This is a genomic window from Actinoplanes sp. NPDC048791 (genome assembly GCF_040650095.1).
Taxonomy (GTDB): Bacteria; Actinomycetota; Actinomycetes; order Mycobacteriales; family Micromonosporaceae; genus Actinoplanes.
In genome coordinates this window covers 3,302-6,823 of the sequence record NZ_JBEZGQ010000425.1, presented here as the reverse complement: position 1 = coordinate 6,823, position 3,522 = coordinate 3,302, and the positions used below count along the sequence as shown (strand labels likewise).

The following is a 3,522-nucleotide window of genomic DNA, read 5'->3' as shown; positions in this document are numbered from 1 at the left end:
GCGTCGGCTCGGTCACGGCGGCCCGCGGTTCGAACCAGTCCCGGGCGTCGTCGGGCGCGTCCGGGGACGGTCCGGACCGCGGCGGCTCCTTGCCATGTCTGCCGTTCACCGTGGCGCCTCCGCTCGCCGGATCCCTGCATCCGGCCCTGACAGTGATACGGATCTCAAGCCGTTTCGGATCGACGACTGTCAGCGCGGCCCAGAAAAGATCAGCGGTCAGGCCGGGTCGGTGGGGGTCAGCAGGCCCTCGTAGTACGGCTTCATGGCCGGGTAGTAGTCGTCGAAGCTCGGGGTGGGCAGGCCGTCCCGGGCCGCCACCAGCAGGTCGAGGTAGTACTCCCAGCCGGGGCCCATGTCGCCGGTCTCGGCGACGGTGTCGAGGCGGTGCACGAGCCGCAGCTCGGTCCGGCCCTCGCTGTGCGACAGCAGCAGCTCGATCTGCCGGTTGGTGGACTGGTCGGTCATCGACAAAGCCAGCCGGCGCGGCGGCTCGCACGCGTCGATCCGATAGTCGAACCAGGGCGCCCCCTCCTCGAAGGCCATCTGCACCTTGATCGTGTTTCCGGGGGCGGCGTCACCCGTCCAGGCGCCGAACCAGCGGGCGGTGCGGTCGGACTCGGTCACACTGGCCCACACGTCCTCGATCGGGGCGCGGAACGTACGGCTGACCACAAGATCGCCGCCGTCGCCGGTGGGAAAGAGCCGGCCGGTGGGTGAGCTGATCATGCCGTGTTCTCCTGTCGTCGGTCGGTCGGGCCGCCTCGGCGGCGCTCGCGACGGGTGCGGTAGACCTCGGTCTCCAGGGCGTCGAAGCGGCGCTCCCAGCCGACGGCCGCGGTGAACTGATCGAGCCACTCGATCAGCCCGGCGAGCCGCGACGGGTCGAGCTCGTAGAGTCGCCGGCGGCCGACGAGCGTGTCGCGGACCAGCCCGCTCTCCCGCAGCACACGCAGGTGCCGGCTCACGGCGGGCCGGCTGATGGCGAACCGGTCGGCGATCTCCCCCGCGGGCAGACTCCGCTCCCGCAACATCACCAGAATGTCGCGGCGCACCGGATCGGCGATCGCCGCCGCCACCTCGTCCACCGCAAAAGCGTAACGAGTGTGTTACGCGTTTGGCAAGGACGGGGTCACATGAAGGTGGGCCCCTGATAGCCCGGGCTCGGCATGGTGAGGTTCGCGCTGAACCCCGGCCACCGGCCCTCCGGCGCGCCTCCCGACGACCTCGACGGCGCCGGCTCCGGCAACGCGGCAAGCTCGTCGAGGCGGCCCTGCTCGTCCAGCAGCTGCCGGAGCTCGACCAGCGCCTCGGTCACGCGGAGCTCGTCCCACACCCGCCGCGCCTCGTCCTCCAGTTGCCTGTCCAGCTCGCGCTCGCGCAGGAACTCCTTGACTTCGAGGAAGTTCGGGCGGCTGCCGTCCGGGCCCACCCGCATGAGCTCAACCGCCTCGTCGAGCCGGCCGGTATCGGCCAGGTGCCGGGCCAGCGGCCCATGGAACCCACCCACCCGGGCATCGACCAGCCGGCGCCAGATCTCCGGGTCCGGCATCCCGGCCGCGTCCAGGAGCAGCGCCAGACTTCGGAGCGCCCAGGGGTCGCCGGTCCGCCGGGCATCCTGGGCGTGCCCGAGCAGCCCGGGACCGTCCAGGCCCGGCCACGGCTTGAACAGCGGACTTTCCTCCGGCGAATACCGGAGAACGCTCCTGCGCAGATCCGACACGTCGGCCGGGCTCCCGTGCTCGGCCAGGACCGTGAGCAGCAGCTGGTACGCCTCCGGATCGGCATGCCCGGCCAACGCCCGCAGGAGCGAGATCTGCTCCGCGTGGTCGCCGGCCGCCGCGCACTTGGCGGCCAGCTCCAGGTAGGTGTCCCTACCGGTCTCGAGGCCGGTGGCCAGCCCGTACCGGAGACCCATCCGGGACCAGGGCCACGGCACCAGCATCGACGGGAACAGGCAGACCACAGTGATCAACAGGGCGGCCAGGAACGCCCAGGAGAGCAGGTCGTACAGCAGCACCCAGGCGGTGACGAAGACCGCAGCCAGCAGCGCCAGCCGCATCATCCACGCGTACCGCACCGCTTGCTTCATCCGTTGCCGATACAGCGGCGTCATTCGCCCAGTGTGCCTTGGCCGTCACACCTTCACAGCGCCGCCGCGGGTGTGGGGCTGCGTACGGTGGCCGGCCGGCACTGTGCCGTCGAGCAGATCCTGCAGGAGGATCTCGTACGCCGGGTCGGACAGGTATCCGCTGTGTCCCCGGGCGGCCAGCCGGGGCACGTCCGGTGAGTCCACGATGGTGGCCGGGTCCCGGAGGCGCACGTCCGCGCCGACCGTCCAGTAGCGCGGTTCCGGGCAGCCGGCGGAGGGATCCGGGCACGGCTGCGGGCAGCCGCAGCGTACGACCGGCTGGTGCTCGGTGCAGTCCGGCCCGCAGCCCATCGTGCGCCACTCGGTGAGGTCCGGACCGAACTTCTCCCGCGCCTGCGGGACCTGCCAGGAGAGCACCGGGCCGCCCAGCGGGTCGGTCCACCGGAAAGCGTTGAGCCAGCGCTGCCGCAGCCCTCCGGTGCCGACCTCGTGGAGCTGCGCGAACCCCAGATAGGACGGAAAGAACCGGGCATAGAGGAACTGCAACTGCGAGCCGTACGTGATCATGTGCAGCCGCCCGGCAGTGACCCGCGACCGGGCGAAGTTCAGGTCGTCCGCCTCGCCGCCCTCGCTGGACCGGCCGGCCGCCTGGTTCAGGAGGACCGCGCAGGCGGCGAACGTGATCACGCTGCCCTGGCTGTGTCCGGAGAGGACAACGTGGTCGGCCCGCTCGCCGTGCGGCACCCCGCGATCGGCCCACTGCGCGGCCCGTCCGGCCACCGCGAGGACGGCCCGGCCGCCGTACGGCGGCGGGCACAGCGGATGGCCCACCCGCGGCCAGAACGACAGCAGATCCCAGATCACCCCGACCGTGGTACGCAGCCCCGGCCGTCGCCACGTGCCCAGTCCGAGCACGACCAGCCCGGTCGCGCCGAACGAGACGACCACGACGCCGAGCTGTCCGAGCGGGCCGGTCGCGTTGCCCATCAGCGCCCGCGGCGGCTCGTCGTACGCGGCCAGCAGCCAGGCGCAGGCCCCCGCCGAGACGATGACCGCCAACCCGCCGAGCGTGGCGAGCAGGCCGATGACGTGGTGGTAGCGGTAACGGATCATCGCGATCCGCCAGCGGCCGGCCACCCGCGCCTGGGCCCGGATCAGGTTCTCGTTGCTGGTGTAGTCCTGGCAGAGCAGGCGCCGGAAACTGTCGCGGCCGGTGAAGAACACCACGCAGGCGACCGCGAGCACCAGCGCGAGACCCGCGATGAGCCACTCCGCCTGCCGGGACAGCACGTCGGGGCCGGGGTGGGCGAGCACTGCCCAGGCCGCCGTACCCGATGCGGCCAGCAACGCCGGCACCAGCAGCCACCACGTCCGCCGGCGCAGCAGCCACGCGGCCAGCGGCAGCAACGCCACCGCGAGCACCACGGCTAGCG

At 72.1% G+C, this 3,522-nt stretch carries 3 protein-coding genes and 1 pseudogene; all 4 read right to left on the bottom strand.

Annotated features, from left to right (window positions below):
- Positions 1-216: 216 nt before the first annotated feature.
- Positions 217-726 (bottom strand): SRPBCC family protein, encoded by a 510-nt coding sequence (locus tag AB0C29_RS26740; RefSeq protein ID WP_360825403.1) that lies wholly within the window; start codon positions 724-726, stop codon positions 217-219.
- Entirely contained in the window at positions 723-1,085 is a 363-nt protein-coding gene (locus AB0C29_RS26735) for a metalloregulator ArsR/SmtB family transcription factor (RefSeq protein WP_360825400.1), read from the bottom strand. The genes AB0C29_RS26740 and AB0C29_RS26735 overlap by 4 nt, the downstream gene beginning before the upstream one ends.
- A gap of 44 nt (positions 1,086-1,129) precedes the next feature.
- Positions 1,130-2,089 carry a hypothetical protein gene (locus AB0C29_RS26730; RefSeq protein ID WP_360825398.1) on the bottom strand — a complete coding sequence of 320 codons (960 nt, stop codon included), beginning with the start codon at positions 2,087-2,089 and terminating at the stop codon, positions 1,130-1,132.
- Positions 2,090-2,134: 45 nt separating this feature from the next.
- Positions 2,135-3,522 (bottom strand): annotated as a pseudogene (locus AB0C29_RS26725) (hypothetical protein); the annotation flags it as partial.

Bases quoted from the DNA above. Each gene is read 5' to 3' on its own strand.
- AB0C29_RS26740 (WP_360825403.1), bottom strand. From the start codon at position 726: ATGATCAGCTCACCCACCGGCCGGCTCTTTCCCACCGGCGACGGCGGC.
- AB0C29_RS26730 (WP_360825398.1), bottom strand. From the start codon at position 2,089: ATGAAGCAAGCGGTGCGGTACGCGTGGATGATGCGGCTGGCGCTGCTG.